General features: G+C 71.8%; 12 protein-coding genes. 8 read left to right on the forward strand and 4 right to left on the reverse strand.

The genetic code is table 11. The features are described 5' to 3' along the window. Positions 1-773: 773 nt before the first annotated feature. The 3 genes from ACIRQY_RS01895 to ACIRQY_RS01905 all read left to right on the forward strand — a co-directional run bounded on the left by ACIRQY_RS01895 (position 774) and on the right by ACIRQY_RS01905 (position 6,478). The gene (locus tag ACIRQY_RS01895) at positions 774-977 is read left to right on the forward strand and encodes a hypothetical protein (protein WP_403921658.1); all 204 of its coding nucleotides are present in this window, start codon (positions 774-776) and stop codon (positions 975-977) included. Positions 978-1,371: 394 nt separating this feature from the next. Then, positions 1,372-2,223: an NAD(P)H-binding protein gene (locus ACIRQY_RS01900; protein WP_403921660.1), complete on the forward strand. Its 852-nt coding sequence runs from the start codon at positions 1,372-1,374 to the stop codon at positions 2,221-2,223. Between the two features lie 904 nt (positions 2,224-3,127). Further along, positions 3,128-6,478, forward strand: coding sequence for a S8 family peptidase (locus ACIRQY_RS01905; protein WP_403921662.1), 3,351 nt, complete (start codon positions 3,128-3,130; stop codon positions 6,476-6,478). A gap of 134 nt (positions 6,479-6,612) precedes the next feature. Here the strand turns inward: ACIRQY_RS01905 and ACIRQY_RS01910 are convergent, their stop codons facing one another. The 3 genes from ACIRQY_RS01910 to ACIRQY_RS01920 form a co-directional block, all read right to left on the reverse strand. Beyond that, positions 6,613-7,488: an alpha/beta fold hydrolase gene (locus tag ACIRQY_RS01910; RefSeq protein WP_403921664.1), complete on the reverse strand. Its 876-nt coding sequence runs from the start codon at positions 7,486-7,488 to the stop codon at positions 6,613-6,615. Continuing rightward, entirely contained in the window at positions 7,485-8,309 is an 825-nt protein-coding gene (locus tag ACIRQY_RS01915; RefSeq protein ID WP_403921666.1) for a class I SAM-dependent methyltransferase, read from the reverse strand. Before ACIRQY_RS01915 ends, ACIRQY_RS01910 begins: the two co-directional genes overlap by 4 nt. A 216-nt stretch (positions 8,310-8,525) precedes the next feature. Continuing rightward, complete coding sequence (locus ACIRQY_RS01920) at positions 8,526-10,526, reverse strand: alkyl/aryl-sulfatase (protein WP_403921668.1); 2,001 nt, start codon at positions 10,524-10,526, stop codon at positions 8,526-8,528. A gap of 515 nt (positions 10,527-11,041) precedes the next feature. Between ACIRQY_RS01920 and ACIRQY_RS01925 the strand changes: the two genes are divergently transcribed. The 5 genes from ACIRQY_RS01925 (at position 11,042) to ACIRQY_RS01945 (ending at position 17,198) form a co-directional block, all read left to right on the forward strand. After that, the gene (locus tag ACIRQY_RS01925; protein ID WP_403921669.1) at positions 11,042-12,541 is read left to right on the forward strand and encodes a lamin tail domain-containing protein; all 1,500 of its coding nucleotides are present in this window, start codon (positions 11,042-11,044) and stop codon (positions 12,539-12,541) included. A 524-nt stretch (positions 12,542-13,065) separates the two neighbouring features. Then, a complete protein-coding gene (locus ACIRQY_RS01930; protein ID WP_403921671.1) occupies positions 13,066-14,604 on the forward strand; it encodes an alpha/beta hydrolase in 1,539 nt (512 codons plus the stop codon). A gap of 190 nt (positions 14,605-14,794) precedes the next feature. Beyond that, positions 14,795-15,331, forward strand: coding sequence for a hypothetical protein (locus tag ACIRQY_RS01935; protein ID WP_403921672.1), 537 nt, complete (start codon positions 14,795-14,797; stop codon positions 15,329-15,331). Positions 15,332-15,351: 20 nt separating this feature from the next. Beyond that, positions 15,352-16,533: a sensor histidine kinase gene (locus ACIRQY_RS01940; protein WP_403921674.1), complete on the forward strand. Its 1,182-nt coding sequence runs from the start codon at positions 15,352-15,354 to the stop codon at positions 16,531-16,533. Beyond that, complete coding sequence (locus ACIRQY_RS01945) at positions 16,530-17,198, forward strand: response regulator (RefSeq protein ID WP_403921675.1); 669 nt, start codon at positions 16,530-16,532, stop codon at positions 17,196-17,198. The genes ACIRQY_RS01940 and ACIRQY_RS01945 overlap by 4 nt, the downstream gene beginning before the upstream one ends. 345 nt (positions 17,199-17,543) lie before the next feature. Here the strand turns inward: ACIRQY_RS01945 and ACIRQY_RS01950 are convergent, their stop codons facing one another. Next, a complete protein-coding gene (locus ACIRQY_RS01950; protein WP_403921677.1) occupies positions 17,544-18,824 on the reverse strand; it encodes a cytochrome P450 in 1,281 nt (426 codons plus the stop codon). Positions 18,825-18,892 lie beyond the last annotated feature (68 nt).

Here is an 18,892-nt window from a genome sequence, read left to right on the forward strand (position 1 = left end):
GAAAGAAAGAACATCCGAAACCAGAAGGGCGAGCAGAGAAGCGGTCGGTGCCTTCTGGGCGGGGATACTCGTCCTCTTCCTGGGAGTGATCGCTTCCTTCGCGTACGGAAGCCGCGACGGCCAGCGTCTCTTCTTCTGCTCCTCCGTAGTGCTGGCCACGGCCTGGATCGCCGAGCGCCGCGCGGCGCGTTCCGCGAGAGGCGCGGACGGAGCAGCCGGGGAAACCGAGGAGACCCACTAGACAGATCACTCGCCGGACCGGCCAGCAGCCTCCTGGGGCCATCAGCACATCGACGCCCCTGGGAGGTTCGGCGAGCCTCAGGCGTCCGATCGCTTCCTCCGTTTCGATCGCGCGTAGGTACGGACGGATGGGCCAGCCGGCAAGCGAAGCTGCCGTTAGCTCTTCTGTCGGCAGGGGTCTGTCCGGCCCCCTGCCAACCCTGCGTGACTCAGTCTTCGACAGGAGCCCACATGGGAAAATACAAGCTGTCTCCCCTCCTCTTCTTCCTTCCCTTTCTGCTGGTGAGTGGATTCGAGAATGTCCAGGAAGACGGCTGGTCTGCAGTATGGGGAGGGTCCGAGATTGCGCTGGGAGTCGCCGTAATATTCTATACGGTCAAGGAAATTTCGCCGCGCTCGGCGACGGCACCTTCTGTGAGTCCAGAACCACCGCTCTCTCCGCATGACCACCCCAAACACTTCCATACCCGGCACCACGTCCTTGACGAAGGGCACAGACCCTCTGAGGCATCAGATAGAAGGAGGTTCGAGCCTTGAAAACCATTGCTCAAGTCGCCCTGTCGACCCTCGCGTTCGTGCTCCTGTTCGTGATCACTCTGGTGCTCACAGGTGCGACGGATTCCGAGTCGAATCTCGGAAGTGCCCTTCGGGCAGCTACAGGAGCCTTTCTGGCAGCCCTGACAGTCGGCTGGATCCGGTACCTGGTCGGTGTGATCCGAGCCGCCCGCGTCGGCTGACCGTTCTCGGAGTCCGCACTCCGGGGCGACTCCGTACTTCGCGGCATCGAGGCAGCCGGTCCATGACCACCCCTGGCCACTCCGCAGCCCGGCCACCGCACTTGAATGGGTGCTGTCGGGGGAACGGCAAGGGTGCTGGTGCCCCGATCTGCTGCTCTGATCGCGGCTCTGTGGACAGAATCCGGCCGCCGAGGAGGGAGAACTCTCCCCCTGCGGATTGCGGCGTTGCTACGTGGTCGGCCCCTTCGGCCGCCATTCGGCCAGTGGCGCCTGGTGGTCGATGCCGCTTCGGAGGTCGGCACAGCGCCTGACGGCCGGTCCGGCCCACCGGTGCTTGACCTGAACCGTGGTCGAGGTACGAGAGTCGTGTCATCGATCGAGACGAGGAGTTCCGATGACGCAGTCCAGGATCCTGGTGACCGGCGCGACCGGAAGGGTCGGCGGCGCGGTGGTGGCCCGACTGCACGCGGCGGGCGTGCCCGTACGGGCGCTGGTGAGAAGGGAGGCGGATTTCCCGGAGGGTGTGCAGACGGTACGCGGCGATCTCGGTGATCCCGCGTCGCTGGACGCGGCTCTGGAGGGCGTCGATTCGGTCTTCCTGGTGTGGCCGTGCCTGGGCGCCGAGGGCGCGGCGGACGTGATCGACGCGATCAGGAAGCATGCCCGGCGGGTGGTGTACCTGTCGTCCGCCGGGGTCGGGAGCGGGCAGGAGGAACCGGGCGAGGCGATCACCATGTTCCACACCGAGTTGGAGCGGCTGATCGAGGCGTCGGGTCTGGAGTGGACCGCACTGCGGCCGACCGGGTTCGCGAGCAACACGCTGGGCTGGGCGGAGCAGATCCGTTCGACCGGTGCGGTACGGGCGCCGCTGGCCGGGCTGGCCCGCCCGCTGATCCACGAGGCGGACATGGCCGCCGTCGCCGTTCAGGCGCTGACGACCGACGCCCTGCTCGGCGCGCACCCCCTGATCACCGGCCCCGAACTGATCAGCCAGAAAAGGCAGTTGGCGCTGATCGGTGAGGCGATCGGGCGGCCGCTGCGGTTCGAGGAGATCACCCTGGACGAGGCAGTCGATCAGATGAAGGCCGCCGGTTACCCGGCTGAGCTGGTGGAGGCCGTGCTGCCGGCCCAGGTGCGGATGCTCGACGATCCGGAGCCGGTCAACGGCGAGGTGGAGCGCATCACGGGCACCCCCGCCCGGTCCTTCCGGGAGTGGGCTGTGGACCACGCGGCGGACTTCCGCTGAGACGGGCGTCACCACGCCTCGACGCTGAGGATCGAACCCACGGACCTTGACCCTGCCGCCCACACAGGGGAAGGGCCCGTGCCCGATCCCGAAACGCACTCATCGACCACATCGGCTACGCCTCGGCCGACTGGCCGACAATGAATCGGAGTCACACGGGTGATCTCGATGCGGTTCCGGTGGAGGGGGCTTCCCGGACCGGCGTCACGCGAGAGCCGAAGTACCAACCTGTAGTGAGTGAGTGGCGGGGACAGTCCGCCCCACCCTCCAGGAGCATCCTGGCGCGAACACTGTCGGCGACCGGTGTCGTAGGGGCCGGGCCGGGCCGGTCGGGGCTGGGGGCCAAGGCGAAGAGCATGTCAGGCGGGGGAGCGACGGAGTCTCGGCCGCGAAGGCGGCCCGGGTCGACCCCGCCGCCCTCTCCTCGGGGGGCACTCGCCGAGACTCGCCGGGACTCGACGAGGCGTCGAAGTACCAGTAGCAAACAGCGAATTGCGCAGGCTTCGACGGGCTGTGCGGCTGCTGTGAGACGGATGTGGTGCCGGTCCGCGTGTGCCGTGTCACGGCTCATGGTCGGGCGCGGTGGCGGGTGAGCCCGTCATCAAGGTCGCTGACGGGTGCTCACGGCGGTGTGCGGGGAGCGCGGGGCAGAAGACAGCCCGCCCCTTCCGCCCCCATATCCCCAGGTCCGCACGTTCGCATGTCCACATGTGTCAGGAATCCGGGCTGCGCGGATGATCTGGAGGACGTCTTCATTTCATCAAGTTCCTGTTACGAAACGATCATTGAGTGCGTCGGAACGGCCTCGGCATACTTCGGGAATCCGGGGCGTACGTGTGTCTGAACACGCCCCCGCACGGGCCGGGCCCCCGCCCGCCCGATTCACTCCTGAGCAGGGGGAGTTTTGCGCAAACCAGTAAAGAAGGCGTACGCGGCCACCATCGCCGCCGCTGCCGCCGTAGCCCTGACGGCGGGCATGGCAGGCCCGGTGTCGGCACAGAGCGGCGGCCGGGACACGGCGTCACCGGTCGGCGTCAAGAACGCCGGCACGAGCGGCAAGGCCGTGCACACCGTCGTCCTGATCACCGGCGACCGGGTCCTCGTGGACTCCAAGGGCCGCGTCGCCGGTATCGAGCGGGCCAAGGGCCGGGAGGACATCCCCTTCTTCACCCAGGTCCACGAAGGACGCACCTATGTGATGCCGCGTGACGCCCGGCGGCTGGTCGCCGACGGCACGCTCGACCAGCGGCTGTTCGACATCACCGGACTCGCCGAGCCGGAGAGCCGCAAGGCCTACCGGGGCGGGCTCAAGGTGATCGTCGGCTACAAGGGAGCGGCGGCCGGGTCCGCCCGTACCGAGGTGCGCGCCTCCCACGGCACCACCCTCAGCCGGACCCTGTCGTCCCTCGGCGCCGATGCCGTCACCAGCGCAACCGACAGCACGGAGTCGCTGTGGGACGCCCTGACCCGTCCCCAGAGTGACGGCTCGGCGGCCAGGACCTCCGGCATCGCGAAGATCTGGCTGGACGGCGTGCGGAAGGCGTCGCTCGACCGCTCCACCGGTCAGATAGGCGCCCCGGCGGCCTGGGGCCGCTCGCTCGACGGCACCGGTGTGAAGATCGCGGTCCTGGACACCGGCATCGACGACACCCACCCGGACCTGGCGGGCCGGGTGGCGGCGGCACGCAACTTCAGCCGCTCCCCGGACGCCGTGGACCGAGTCGGGCACGGCACGCACGTCGCCTCCATCGCGGCCGGTACGGGAGCGAAGGACAGCCGCTTCAAGGGCGTGGCCCCCGGGGCGCAGCTGATCAGCGCCAAGGTGCTGGACGACTACGGCTACGGCAGCGACTCCGAGTCCATCGCCGGGATCGACTGGGCCGTTGCCCAGGGCGCCGACATCGTCAACCTGAGCCTCGGCAGCACCGACCGCCCCGGGATCGACCCGCTGGAAGCCCACGTCAACAAGGTCTCCGCGGAGAAGGGCGTCCTGTTCGCCGTCGCCGCGGGCAACCTCGGGGATCCGCGTCCGGGCACGGTCAACTCGCCTGGCAGCGCCGTCGAGGCCCTGACCGTCGGTGCCGTCGACGACAACGACCAGCTCGCCCCCTTCTCCGCGCTCGGCCCCCGCAAGGAGGACCACGCGGTCAAGCCCGACATCAGCGCTCCCGGAGTGGGGATCTCGGCCGCCGCCGCGGCCGGCACCCCGGGGCAGAACCCGCCGGGCTACGTCGGCCTGGACGGCACGTCGATGGCGACCCCGCACGTCGCGGGCGCCGCGGCGCTCCTCAAGCAGAAGAACCCCACCTGGACCGGCGCACAGCTCAAGGCGGCCCTGACCGGCTCGGCCAAGGGCGGCACCCACTCGGTCTTCGAGCAGGGCGCGGGCCGGCTCTCCGTCGACCGGGCGATCGACCAGACGGTCTTCTCCGAAGGCGGCCCGGTCCACCTGGGCCGCCAGCAGTGGCCCCACAACGACGACACACCGACCACCAAGCAGGTCACCTACCGGAACAGCGGCACCGCCGACGTGACGCTCGACCTGTCACTGGCGGCACCCACCGGCGGCGACGGACAGCCCGCGCCCGCCGGGTTCTTCACCCTCGGGGCGCAGCGGATCACGGTCCCGGCGGGCGGCACCACGTCGGTGGACCTGACGGCCGACACCCGTATCGGCGGCGCGGTCGACGGCTCGTACTCGGCCACGGTCGTCGCGTCCGGGGGCGGTCAGAGCGTGCGCACCCCGGCCACGGTGGACCGTGAGGTCGAGTCGTACGACGTCACCTTCGACACCGTCGGACGGGCCGACGCGCCCGGCGCCGTCTGGGGGGCCGATCTGTACGGCTACCAGGGCCTCGCCGACGGCCTGCAGTTCCTCCCGGATCTGGCGTCCGGTTCCGCGACGGTCCGGCTGCCGCGCGGTACCTACAACCTCCAGGCCGACATGCAGGTCGATCCGACGGACCCGAAGAAGGGCCTGGATCTGATCCACAACCCGCGGTTCTCGGTGACCGGCCCCACCACCGTCACCCTCGACGCCCGGACCACCCGGCCGGTGACGGTCAAGGTGCCGGACGCGGCCGCCCAGCAGACGCGCGTGGGAATGTTCTACACGATCGGGACGCCCGACTCCGGGTACGCCCATGGCATCGACGCGCGGAGCTTCGAGAACATCCGCACCGCGCGGCACGGTTCGGTGGGGACGGACGCCACCCTCACCCAGCAGTGGTCGGCCCGCTGGGAGCGGGGCACCAGTGTCTACCAGACCCTCGCGGGCGGTGTGGTCCAGGAGCTGGCCACCGGCTACGACAAGGTCTACAAGGCGAAGGATCTGGCCCTGGTCAAGGTGGGCTTCGGGGCGTCGGCGCCCGGCCTCGCCGGAGGTCTCACGGCCGAGGGCTCACTGCCCGAGGCGGGCGGCTTCGTCGACCACTACCCCGCCCACCCGGCGCCGGGCACCCAGAAGCTGTACGTCAGCACGGACGACGGGATCAGCTGGAGCTTCGGCGCGAGCGTGCTGGGCGAAGCGGGCCCTGACGGCGGCCGGCCCATCGACGCGGAGTTCCTCCTCGCCACCGAGCCCCAGCTGAAGCCGGGGTCGACGCACACCAGGAACGTCAACGTCGGTGTCCTGGGGCCGCGGATGGGGGCGGGCGAGGGGATCGTCCGCGACGGCGACGACATCTACGGCGCGTTCACGATGGTCAGTGACGGGGCGGGCCACTACGGCATCGCCCGGTACGCCGGTGCGACCACCACCGTCCACCGCAACGGAGTGCTGTACGCGCAGAAGGACGCCGCCGTCGACCGGGAGAGCTTCACGCTGACGCCGGAGTCCGCGAAGTACACGGTGGCGACCACGGTCAACCGCAACCCGAAGTACAACCGCACCGGGACGAGGATCGACGCCTCGTGGACCTTCACCTCGGCCCGTAGCGCCACCGGCCCGGTGGAGCTGCCGGTCTCGACGGTCCGCTTCCAGCCGAACCTCGCGCTGGACTCCACCGCTCCGGCGGGCGTCAAGCAGACCTTCCCCGTCGTGGTGCAGGGCGCGGCGGCCGGTGCCAACCTGAAGACGCTGCGGGTCCAGGTCTCGTACGACGGCCAGAGCTGGCAGTCCGTCCCGGTCGGCGCGGGCAAGATCACCGTACGCGCGCCGGAGAAGGGCAAGGCGGTCTCCCTGAAGGCCGTCGTCACCGACAAGCAGGGCAACCAGTCGATGGTCACGGTGCACAACGCCTTCCTCGGCAAGTGACACCTCACTGAGCCGGACCGGCTGACGGCCCGTGACCGGGCAGGACACGATCAGGCGCGTCACGGCTCGGGAAGGCCCGCCGGAACCTCGGTTCCGGCGGGCCTTCCGCGTTCCTCCCCGGGGCCGCGGACGGGTCAGCCGGGCAGGAGTGCCAGGATCTCGCGGACGACGAGCTCGGGTTCGGTCAGCGGTACGTAGTGGCCGGACTTCGCCGCGACGACGTGCCTGCCCGCCGGCGCCCGGTCGGCGCGATGGGCGTGGGAGGTGTTCGCCGCGGCACGCAGGGCGCGGTCCATGCCGTCGCCGGGGAGGCCGCCGGAGATCACCGTGACCGGGATGTCACCGGTGTCCGGTGGGGCGTCGCGCCAGGCTGCCAGCTCGTCCAGGTAGGTACGGGCCTGGCGCCGCTGGGTGCGCAGAACCTCCGAGGTGAAGCCCTCACGGGCCATGTCCCGGCGGGCGTCCTCGGGAAGCAGGGCGAGCTGGCCGCGGAACAGCGGCCGCAGCAGTCCGAGGGCGGCGAGGGTACGGCCGACGGCGAGGGCCACCCGCTCCATCCGGCGGAACCGGCTGCTGAAGAGTACGTCGGCGGCCTCGTCCGTGGGGTCCACCAGGACCAGGCCGACGACCCGCCCCGGCCCGCGTGCGGCGGCGAGCCGGACCAGCGGACCTCCCGCGCTGTGCCCGACCAGGACGAAGGGGCCGGGTCCGAAGTGGTCGAGCAGTGCCCCGAGGTCGTCGGCCATCCTGGTCAGAGTGCGGCCGGCCGGATCGGGGGCGCTGCGCCCGAGGCCGGAGCGGTCGTAGGCGACAGCCCGGGCGTGGGGCGCGACGGCCGGTTGCACCAGGGCCCACGAGGACCGGCCCGCACCGGCCCCGGCCTCGAACACGACGGTCGGTCCGTCCGGCCGCGTTCCGGGCCGGACCATCGCGTGGAGCCGCCGCCCGTCCGGCAGCGGCACCCACGCGGAGGCGCCCTGGATGTGTGCTCCGAGGGCCGCGGAGGTCACTGCTCCGTCTCCAGGGTGAAGAGGTTCATCCGGTAGGTGTTGACGGCGGGCGGTACCAGACGTGCGAACACGGGCATGCCGTAACGGTGGCGCCATGGCCAGGTCCGGGCCACGTCCGGCTGCGGCGTGGCGAACGTCCTGCTCTCGCGCAGCCTCAGCCCCCAGCTCTCCAGGGCCTTCGGGTCGTCGCAGGTCCAGGTCATTCGTGCGTCGACCGCCTTGAACACCGGGTTGCGGTCCTGATGGCGCATCATGGTGCCGCCGCCGGTGTCGAAGCTCAGGCTTGCCCCGGGAAAGCGGCTCGCCAGAGCCCGTACGACAGAGCGGACCTGCTCCTCGTCGAAGTAGAGCAGGACGGCCTCGCTGACGAAGAAGTACGGCCCGCCGCTCTCCGCGACCCGCTCGAACCAGTCGGTGTCCAGCACGGAGGCCGCGAGGGTCGTGGTCCGTGCGGAGTCGGTGAGGAACCGCCGCCGCAGCTCCACGGTGTCCGGCAGGTCGAGGTCGAACCAGCGGGCCCGCCCGTTGTCGAGGCGGCGCGAACGGGTGCCGAGCCCGGCTCCGAGTTCGACCACCGTCCCGTCGGGGTGTTCCGCGAGGAACCGGCGCACCCACCCGTCGAAGATCGCACTGCGCAGCACGCAGCCGCCCAGCGAGGGCCCGCGGAACTTCGCGAAGTCGTAGTCGATGCGCTCGACCATCCTCAGCGCCTCGGTGTCCCCCAGGACCGGGTGGCGGGCCCGCGCGTCGAGCGCGCGCCCGTACAGCGGGATGAGCAGTGTCTCCTGTACGGTGCCCAGCCGCACGTTCTCCTTGGTCACCCGACCACCCTCCATGCGAAGTTAGGGTTGCCTAAGTGAGGGTAGGCCGGTCATGGTCGAACATCAACTCCCCTGTGACCACGGACATTCACGGGGCCGAGCCCGGAGGGCCGGAGCGCTGGACGGCGGGGGGGGGGGGGGGGGGGGGGGGGGGGGGGGGGGGGGGGGGGCCCGCCCCGGCCCCCCCCCCCCCCCCCCCCCCCCCCCGGGCCGGGCTCAGGGGGTGGTCAGCCCGAACCAGTACTCGAAGGTGTCGAGGAGTCCGTCGAGCGTGTTGAGCGGGTCGATGGTGCCGCTGGTGATGGTGAGCGTGCCGTCGGCGAGGAGCTGGTCGGGGGTCGCGGCGGAGATGGTGAGGTCGTTGAGTCCGGCCCTGGTGATGCCGTAGACGGCATCGGTGGCGGGCTCCAGGGTGCCGGGGTACTGCACGAGGACCCCGCTGCGCACCCGCAGGGTGTAGGTGGTGGGGTCGCCCGGGATGCCGTCGGTGACGGTGAGGCCGATGGTGAGGGGGTGGTCGGCCGCGTTCGGTCCGTTGAGACGGATGCCGAGGTAGTCGAAGAGCATGTCCAGCGGCATGGCGGCGAGGACCGGCGGGGTGATGATCTGGGGCGAGGGGAGGGCGACCGGGCTGTCCGCCGGACGGACGCGCAGTTCGTTGGCGGCGGCGAGGTAGAAGTTGCGCCAGGGGCCGCTCTCGGCCTGGTATCCGAGCTGTTCGAGGACATCGGCCTGGAGGCCGCGGGCGTCGCTGTTCGTGGGATCGGCGAAGACCACGTGGGTGAGGAGTTCGGCGGCGAACCGGTAGTCCTGCGCGGTCTTGGCGTCGTCGAAGGCCGCCCGGGCTATGTCCACGACCTTGTCGGCGCCGCCGAAGGCGTCGACGTACCGGGCGCCCGCCTCCTCGGGCGGCAGGGTGTGCAGGTGCGCCGCGTTGCCGTCGTACCAGCCCAGATAGCGCTGGTAGACGGCCTTGGAGTCGTGGTTGACGGTGCCGTAGTAGCCCCGGTTGAACCACTGGCCCGCCAGGGACTCCGGTACGGCGCTGTCGAGTTCCTCGCCGATCTCCGTCATGGTCCGGCCGTGGTTGGCCAGCCGCAGTGCCTGGTCGTGCAGGTACCGGTACAGGTCGGCCTGCGAGGTCAGGAACGAGAGGACCGTCCCGGGTGCTTCCTCGCTGTTCCAGCGGGGCCAGAAGTGCGAGGCGAAGAGGGAGTCGGAGCGGTCGGCGTACCAGTCGGCGGACTGGATCAGGAACTCCGACCACGCCTTCGCGTCACGGACCTGCGCGCCGCGCAGGCTGTAGAGGTTGTGGAGGGTGGGGGTGGCGTTCTCCGCCATGCACAGGGCCCGGACGTCGGGAAGGTAGAAGTTCAGCTCGGCCGGGGCCTCGGTGCCGGGGGTGAGCTGGAACTCGATGGCGACCGGCCCGAAGGTGTGGACGATGCCCGGCGTCGCGATGTCCGAGGTGACGGTGAAGGTCGGGGCGAGGAGCCCCGAGGTGCCGAGGGAGTTCGCCTTGCCGAGCCCGGCGTCCACCTGTCCCTGCGCGGAGCGTTCCAGCAGGGAGCCGTACATGAACTGGGCGCGGCGCTGCATGGCGTTCCCGGCGTAGACGTTCTCGCTGACGGCGTGCTCCAGGAAGCCGTCGGGGGCGATGATCTCGACGCCTTCGGGGAGGGTCCGGTCGGCCCACAGTCCGAGCACGCCGCCGTAGTGGTCGAGGTGGGAGTGGGTGAAGATCACCGCCCGGATGATCCGGTCGTCGCCCCGGTGCTCGCGGTAGAGCGCGAGCGCGGCGGCGGCGGTCTCCTCGCTGATGAGGGGGTCGACGACGACGATGTCCCGGGAGGCTCCGGTGGGGTCCTCCAGGAAGGTGATGTTGGACAGGTCCATGCCCCGGACCTGGTAGACGGCGTTCTCGACCACCTCGAACAGGCCCGCGTTCATGTTCAGCAGGGCATTGCGCCACAGGCTCGGGTTGACGGTGTCCGGGGCCTGGCCGGTGAGGAACTGGAACGGCGCCAGGGACCAGGCGGGCACCGGGCCGCCGTCCTCCTTGTCGACGGTGAAGTCGGCGGGCAGCGCGGCGATCAGCCCCCGGGAGGCGAACGCGGCCTCGGCGTCCGAAGCCGGGTCGGGCACGATGACGGACGCGTTCAGATCGCGCGTCAGCGCGGTGGCGGGCTGGGTCGGAGCACGGTCGGGAAGAACCACGGGCGTTCCACACCTCTCATCGGCTGGAGCTGCTGGAAGAGGGACCGGACGGTGCGCGGGGAGATGGCGAAGGCAGGGCGGACGAGGTGCCCGCACCCCGCCTCGCGTACGTTCCGTAGCGGTCCGCATGCGCACAGTACGTTCGTGCTGTCGTGAGTCTGAAGCCCCGTTCCGGACAACCCGCCCGGCGGAACCGGCCGAGTGCCGATCGCCCGCCGTTCCAGCCCGCGCACCCGCCCGGCCGTCTGACGGTCCTCGCCGCCCTGGAGGTCCCGCACGATCCCGCGGGTCGTCGTGAAGGCCGCGACGTCGGCAGGATGCGGGCCGTCGGGTAGCTGACCAGGGACGAGGGCCTGAGCGGGGGAGGACGCCCCGGAGCGGGCAGCCCCCCCTCGCTCGGGTCGGCTTGAAAGAGCCGCTTCCCTCGGTCGTCGGGGCCGCGCAGCCGGGCGGTCTCCTATGCTCCCGCTGTCACCCGGCGGGAGGCCGGGGCAGCGAGGTACGAGGGGGTCTTTGTGGGCACGCGTGTCGTGACGTCGAAGGACGGTCTGCTGGAGGTGACCGCGCCCGAGGGGCCGGTGGTCGTGGGACGGCCGTTCACCCTGGAGCTGCGGGCGTCCGGCGGGAGCGGGACCCGTCCCCCGGCGGCGTATCTGATCACCACGGTCGTGTTCGGGTTCTCGGGCGCCGGGGGGACGCCGTCGGAGAAGCCCGTCGCCTGCAGCGAGCCGGGCTGGACCTACTCCGTGGACGTCGACCCCCGCTGGACCCCGCCGCGCGGCTGCCGCTTCGAGGCCGACCCCCACGACGGTTCCAAGGGCGGCGTGCCCGCCGTGGGCGCCTCCGCCTCCTTCGTCGCCCTCACCGCCGGGGAGCACGCCGTGACGGTCGGCTTCGCCTGCGGCATGTACGGGTTCACCACCGTCGACGTGCCCGTCACCGCGCGTCCGGCGACCTCCGAGGTCGTGATCGGCACGGTGCACGCCAAGGGCGCCGTGGCCCGGACCCAGGCCGACGAGTACGTGGAGATCACCAACACCGGCACCGCGGCCGCGTCTCTGACCGGGTGGCGGCTGAACGCCGGTGACACCGGACAGGACTTCGTCTTTCCCGCCCATGTCCTCGACGCCGGCCGGTCGGTGCGGGTGTACACCAACGAGGTCCACCCCGAGAGCGGCGGGTTCTCCTTCGCGTCGGGCCGGTCGCTGTGGAACGACGCCGGGGACGTGGCCGTGCTCCGCGACGCCTCCGGCACGACGGTCTCCACGCACGCCTACGGTGACAAGGCCACCGTCCCGGCCGCGCCGGTCGGCCCGCCGCCCCGGACCGTCCACGACCGGATCCCCGCGGTCACCGTCACGCGGGCGCCCGGCGGCTGGCGCCACACGGCCCTGTTCGGCGGCTGGTCGGTCGAGTTCACCGACGCCGGGATCTCCCGCGTCGCGCCCGTCGGGGGCCCGGCCGGGGCGGATCCGGCCTCCCGCTGGGGCACGGTGCTGCCCGAGGCGTTCTGGACGGACGTCCCCGTGGCCGGGGTCGTCCAGGACCCGGCCACCGTCTCCGGCGGCCCCGGTGCCCCGCACACGTACGTCCTGGTCAAGGGCGAAGAGGTGGCCCTGCTCACGGAGGACAAGCTGATCGAGCGGACCACCGTCGCCGCCAAGTGGCCCCATGTGAGGACCTGGCTCGCCGGTGCCCCGCTCACCGGCCTGGACCCGGTGCGCGCGGGGACCGCCCCGGTGAAGTACCTGGCCCTGTCGGCGGACCGCTACTGCTTCTTCACCGACACCGCGATGGTCGAGACCGGCCTGATCGCGAACAAGTGGAAGTTCCTCCCCGAGGCCTTCAAGGCCGGGTTCGACGACGTGATCGCCGTACCCGAGGCCCGCTGGAAGTTCATGGCGGTCAAGGACGACCAGGTCGTCTTCTTCACCGACACCGGCATCGTCGACGGCCCCAGGGCGATCTCGGCCAAGTGGCCCGCGCTGTGGGCGTGGATGCGGCAGACCGGCTGAGGCGGCGGCGCCCGGGGCGGGCCCACCGTTCGGTGAGACCCGCTCCCGGTCGCCGCGCGGTTCGCCCTCCCGGCCGGGAACGGAGCGTCCCCGCCCCACGCGCCGGACGGCACGGTACGGGCTCGCCGCGACCGACCGACTGACCGGCGCCGACCGACTGACCGGCGCCGACCGGCCCGACGGCCGGGCCGCGACCGGCCCCTACTCGGGCGGTCGACCGGCCACCAGCGGCTTGAACCACATCTGCTGACGGATCGTCATATGACCAACTGACACGGTCAGGTTGCGGCGCCCGTGGCGCACCCGCCCGTACTGGCACTCGGCCCAGCGCCCTCGCTGATCCAATTCCTGGACGGGCAACTCCCTTATGCCCAATGACCGTTACTCTTTGCGCAGCTCCACGGTCCGTCCCTCCGGGCCTTCGTACGGCACCATCCCCCGTTGCCCGGTCCCGCCACCCGGCCGACCGCGTCCCGCGGCCCGCCGACCCCCGGGTTCCGGCCACCCGCTAGCCGAAGGCATCCATGCGCCCTGGACGACTGATCACCCCCGCGATAGCCCTGGGACTCACCGCGGCCCTCGCCCCCGCCCTCCCCAGCGCCGCCGCCGCGTCCGCCCCCGCCCCCAGCGGCCGGACGCTCACCTGGGGCACCTGCGGCCCCGGTCTCCCCGCCACCGTCGAGTGCGCCGTGCTCCCCGTCCCGGTGGACCACCGCGACCCCGGCAGCCGGACCATCGACATGGCGGTCTCCCGCATCAAGGCCGCCGACCCCGCCAAGCGCCGCGGCGTCCTGCTGTTCAACCCCGGAGGGCCGGGTGGCTCCGGCCTGTTCTACCCCCTGTGGATGGCCGAGACCCTGCCCCGGTCGGTGAAGGACCAGTACGACCTCATCGGCTTCGACCCGCGCGGCGTGGGCGCCAGCAGCCCCGTGTCCTGCGGCACCACCACCCGCGACGAACGGCTCACCTTCCGCCCCTACCGGGACGCCACCTTCGCCAAGGACGTCGACTGGGCCCGCGACCTCGCCGCCAAGTGCCGGGCCCGCACCCCCGACATCGCCCACTTCACCACCCGCAACACCGCCCGTGACATGGACCGGCTCCGGGCCGCCCTCGGCGAACGGCGGATCTCCTACTTCGGCCTCTCCTACGGCACCTACCTGGGCGCCGTCTACACCCAGATGTTCCCCGGGCGCGCCGACCGCTTCGTCCTGGACAGCGCCGTCGACCCGAAGCGGGTGTGGCGGGGCATGGTGCGGGGCTGGGCCTCGGAGGCGGAGCCGGCGTTCCGCCGGTGGGCGCGGTGGACCGCCGAACACTCCTCGACGTACGGGGTCGGCGACACCCCCGCCGAGGTCACCCGGCTCTTCTGGGACCTGGTCGAGCGCGCCGACCGCACCCCCATCGACCTCGGCGGCCACCCGTACACCGGGGCCGAGATCCGCGACTGGATGCGCTGGGACATGTACCGTCCCGCGCTCGGCGCCGCGTTTCTGGTGAAGCTGCGGGACGCCGCCGCCGGCAAGCCCGTCGAACCCCAGCCGCCGTACGTCCCCACCGACAACGACCTCGCCTCGTACATCGCCGTCGTCTGCGGTGACGTCCGCTGGCCCACGAACCCCGCCCGGTACCGGGCCGACAGCCGTCGCGACAGCGCCCGCTACCCGTTCTTCGGCGACTCGGTGTCCAACATCGTGCCCTGTGCCTTCTGGGAGCGGCCGGTCGAGCCCGCGACCCGGGTCGACAACGCGGTGCCCGCGCTGATCGTCCAGAACGAGTGGGACTCACAGACCCCGCCGGTCTCCGCCCGCGGACTGCACCGGGCCCTGAAGGGCTCCCGGCTGGTGTACGTCGAGGAGGGCGAGGGGCACGGCGTGTACGGCCGGGGGACCAGCAGCTGCGCCGACTCGCGCGTCACGCGCTACCTGGCCACCGGTGAACTCCCGACCGGGGACGTGACCTGCGCCCCCGACCCGGCCCCGGCGGCCACCGCCCATGGCGCGGCACCCGACACCACCCCCGCAACGCCGCCCGGCCCGCGCGCCCCGTTCGGCGGACGGTGACCGGCACGGCCCCGGTCACGGGACCGCCCGGGGAGATCGGGCGCCGGACGGGCGCCGCCCCGGCCACGGGACCGCCCCGGGAGGCCGGGCGCCTGACGGGCGCCTCCCCGGTCACCGCGACCGGCATCTCCACCCGTACCTCCACCCGTGGGTGCAGGTGTCAGAAGGCGAGCGTCCACATGCTGGAGGCATGACTTTCACCGACTGGCTCGTAGACATCGCTCTCATCCTCATCGTGTTCAGGCAGCTGCGGGAAGGACGGCTGGGACCCAGGTCCTACCTGCTGCCCCTGGGCATCGTGGCGTTCTTCGCCTCCCGCTACCTGCACGGTCTGCCCACGGAAGGCAACGACCTCGTCCTGATCGGGGCGACCGTCGCGGTGGGCGCCGCGCTCGGCATCGCCGGGGGAGTCTTCACCCGGATCCGCTCGCTGAACGGCGAGCTGATGATCAAGGCGGGGGCCGTCTCGGCGGTCCTGTGGGTGCTCGGCATGGGCTCCCGGATGGCCTTCCAGCTGTGGGTCGACCACGGCGGAGCCGACACCGTCGGCAGGTTCAGCGTCCAGCACCAGATCACCGGCGAGCAGGTCTGGGTCACCGCGCTCCTGCTCATGGCGGTGACCGAGGTCGTCACCCGGCTGGCCACCATCTTCGTCCGCAGCCTTACGGTCACCCGTACGACGCGGCCCGAGACGGCGAGCGCGCCGCTCACCGGCCGACTGGGGTGACCATGGCGTATCGTCGCAGCATGCCAGTGAGGAACTGGAGGCTCCCCCGCGAGACCGGGGGAGCCGATCCGTGGCTTACGGGGCGCAGCCTGTTCGGGCAGGGCGCGTGGGCGGCGGTCCTCTTCCTCGTCGAGGTGTTCACGCTACGGCCGCTCGGCCCCAGTGGCCGTGGTCTCGCCGTGGCCCTGCTCTTCCTGGTCAACTTCGGTGTCTTCGCCCTCCGGCTCGTACCCGCGCGGCTCGTCCCCCAGCGCCTCTTCCTGCCCCTGATGGTGGTCGGCGTCCTCGCCGCGGCGGCCCTGATGGCCGTCGCCGACTCGGGGACCGCGTGGCTCTTCGCCTTCTTCCTCGCCGCCTTCATCGGCTACCGGCTGAGCACCGGACCGGCCACGGTCCTCGCGGTGTCACTGAGCCTGCTGTGCGGCGCGGCCCTGGCGTTCCGCGCCGAGCCGGGCCAGCACGCGCTGCTCCTCATGGCCGGGCTGTCCACCGGGGCGCCGGTGCTCGCGGGGATGTCGGGGCGGAGCCGGGCCCGGGCCGTCGAAGCGGCGATCGAGGCCGCCGCGTCGGCCGAGCGGGCCGCGCGGGCCGAAGCGCGGGCGCTGGTGCTGACCGAACGGAGCCGGGTGGCGCGGGACGTCCACGACGTTCTCGCGCACTCCCTGGCCGGCATCGGGATGCAACTGGAACTGGCGGACGCGCTCATCGAGGTCGGAGAGCCGGAGCGGGCGCGGGAGGCGAACGCCAAGGCGCGGAGCCTGGTGCGGGAGAGCCTGAAGCAGGCACAGTGGACGGTCCGCGCGCTGCGCGAGGAGAGCCTTCCCCTGCTGGAGAGCCTGACGGCGATGCTGGAGTCGTCCGGTCACCATCAGGCGCTCACGGTGACCGGGACGGTGCGCGAGCTGCCGACACGGACCGCGCACGACCTGCTGCGGATCGCGCAGGAGGCCCTGACCAACGCCACGCGCCACGCGCCCGGAGGCCCGGTCCGCGTGACACTGTCGTACGACGAGAGGACGACCACCTTGAGCATCCTGAACGGGCCGGGCACGCTCCCGGTGCCCGTGGGCACGGGCGGCGGGATGGGTCTGATCGGCATCCGTGAGCGCGTCGCCCTGATGGGCGGAACGGTGACGACCGGACTCGTGCCGTCCGGCCCCCGGCGGGGGCACTGGAAGGTCGAGGTGGTGATTCCGGCATGACCGAGTCAGTGACGGCCCCTCCCCTGATCAACGTGGTCGTCGCCGACGACCAGGCCTCGGTGCGCGAGCCGCTGGCGATGGTCCTCGCCCTGGCCGGGGACATCGACGTCGTCGGAACCGCGTCCAACGGGCGCGAAGTGCTGGACATCGCCGCCGGACGGCCGGTCGACGTGGTGCTGATGGATCTGCGCATGCCCGTGATGGACGGGACGGAAGCGATCCGCCGACTGGGCGAGACGCATCCTGACGTGGCCGTGGTGGTGCTGACGACGTTCGCCGACGACGACTCGATCATGGCCGCGCTGGCCGCGGGCGCCCGCGGCTATCTGACGAAGAACGCGGGCCGTGAGGACATCGCCCGCGCGATCCGGGCCGCCGCGGCCGGTCAGTCGGTCCTGGACCGGGAGGTGCGCGACCGGCTGCTCGCCGCCGTGACCGGGGCGCGGGACTCCACACCGGAGGAACCCCTGCCCGAGGACCTGACCCCACGTGAGCGTGAGGTCCTCGCCCTGATCGGACGGGGGCTGCCGAACCGTGCGATCGCCGAACAGCTCTTCATCAGCGAGGCCACGGTCAAGACGCACATCAACAACCTGTTCGCCAAGGCCCGGATCAGGGACCGGGCCGATGCCGTGCGGCGGGCCATCGCCGCCGGACTCGCGTGATCGCGGAGACCGGGCCCGGCACGGGGGAAGGGCGTCCGGCCCGGTTCGCCCCCGCGCCGCCGGGATGCCCTGCCGTGGGGGCAGACCGGAGCGGGGAGCGGAGGTCCACCGTAGAGCGGCCCGGCGGCCCGGCGGTCCGACGGTGGCCGAGGCCTGTCGGCGCTCGCCGCGATCCCGCCGGGCCGTAGCCTCTCCGCCCACACCGGCAAGAAGGTCCGCCGCTTGGTCCGCCGAGGCTGCCTGACCACCGCGAGGCGCGCAGAGCCGTTCCCGCGGAGGCGATGCCCAGGTCGACAACGAGTTCCTCGTCCTCCCGGCGGCCGCGCGGTGAGATCGCGAGGCCGATCAGCGCCAGTTCGGCGGCACGGTCGCGGAGGGCGTACTGTCCGGCTGTCCTTCCGAGGGGCGGAGACGGACCGGCAGGGTCTTGTGCCCGTTGCTGAGCAGGGAACCGAGCGGCTCCAGTTCCTCTGCGGGGACGGCGAGTTCGATCAGGGGGAAGCGGCCGAAGAGACCCTTGAGCGCGGCGGCCAGCTCCATGCGGGCCAGGGGCGCGCCGAGACAGAAGTGGACGCCGTGACCGAAGGCCAGGTGCTCCTTCGTCACCCGTGTGATGTCGAAGGTGTCGGCGTCCGCGTGCCAGGCGGGGTGACGGTTGGCGGCGGCGTAGGAGGCGAGGATCGCCTCGCCCTTGGGGATGACCCCGCCGTCGGGCAGGTGGACGTCCCGGACGGCGTACCGCATCGGCAGGTGGGTGATGGCGGGTTCCAGGCGGAGGGTCTCCTCGACCACGTCGTTCCAGTCGGCGTGGCCTTCCCGGACGCGGTCGAGCTGTTCCGGGTGGGCGAGCAGGAGGCTGACGGCCTGGTCGATGACGTTGACGGTGGTCTCGTACCCGGCGCTGATCATCAGCAGCAGGGTGTCCCGGAGTTCGTCGTCGCTCAGCCCCCGTCCGTCCTCGGCCTCTTCGTCACGGGCGGAGACGAGCAGGGACGTCAGGTCGTCCCCGGGTTCGGCGCGGCGGGCCGTGATGAGCTCGTCGAGCATCCCGCGCAGCGCCCCGGCGTTGGCGGTGGCCTGTTCGGCGGTGAGCGTCGTGGCGAAGACACCGTCGACGACGGTGCGGAAGGCCTCGCGCCGCTCGGTGGGGACGCCCATGAGACGGCAGATGACGGCGATGGGCAGCGGGTGGGCGAGGCGGTCGCGGAGGTCCACGGTCCCGCCGCCCGGGAGCGCTTCGAGTTCGTCGAGCAGGGAATCGACGGTGGTGTCGACGAACGGAGCGAGGGCCTGGACACGGCGGGCGGAGAACGCGGGGGCGATCATGCGCCGCAACCGGGCGTGGGCGTGGCCGTAGGCGGTGAACATGTTGTTCACCGCGACCCACAGGGCCAGCGGCCAGGACTGTACGACCTCGCCGAACGCGGGCCAGTGGGCGCGCGCGTCCTTGGAGACGTCGTCACTGGTCAGGAGCTTCTTGAGGAGATCGGGGTCGGTGACGGACCAGGCGGTCACCCCGAGGATGTCGACGCGGACCGCGGAGCCGTGGGAGCGCAGCAGGGCGCTCTCGGCCTGACGGTTGGCACCGGTGGGGTCGAGGACGATCGGCGGGGGCTGGGTGCTCACTCGGGTGCTCCTTGGGGTGTGCGTGCGGGTGCGGGGACGGCGCGGACCCGGTTCGGGTACGGCTCCGA

It is taken from the genome of Streptomyces sp. NPDC101490 (genome assembly GCF_044767145.1).
In the GTDB taxonomy this organism is placed as follows: Bacteria; Actinomycetota; Actinomycetes; order Streptomycetales; family Streptomycetaceae; genus Streptomyces.